Annotated in this window: 1 protein-coding gene; it reads left to right on the top strand. The window is 77.1% G+C overall.

The annotated features are described in order from the left end of the window. On the top strand, positions 1-194 hold a 194-nt coding region (locus CCN72_RS40675), incomplete at its 5' end, for a hypothetical protein (RefSeq protein ID WP_244174342.1). Between the last annotated feature and the right edge of the window lie 155 nt (positions 195-349).

The following is a 349-nucleotide window of genomic DNA, read 5'->3' on the forward strand; positions in this document are numbered from 1 at the left end:
ACACCGCGGCCATGGACGACCCCCGACTGCGGGCGGCCGCCGAAACCCTGGCCGCCGCCGCCCGCGCCGGCTCCCTCGGCACGGTCACCGTCGAACGGATCAACAACACCCCGGCCCTGACCTCCCCCATAGGCACCCTGCTGGAGTCAGCGGGCTTCGTGGCCACACCACGGGGGCTGCGCCTGAGGGCGTGAGCCGGGGCACGCGACGGGGCGCGAGAGGTCGCACCCGGCCGACCTCCAGCCGGGCCGCCCGGCCAAGACGGATGGGGTTCCCGGGCATGGAGCCCGGAGCGAGTGCCGTCGCACCGAGGCACCGAGGCTCGGGCCCGCCCTGCCCCGGGGCCTCC

It is taken from the genome of Streptomyces murinus, assembly GCF_002154555.1.
Classification (GTDB): Bacteria; Actinomycetota; Actinomycetes; order Streptomycetales; family Streptomycetaceae; genus Streptomyces; species Streptomyces murinus.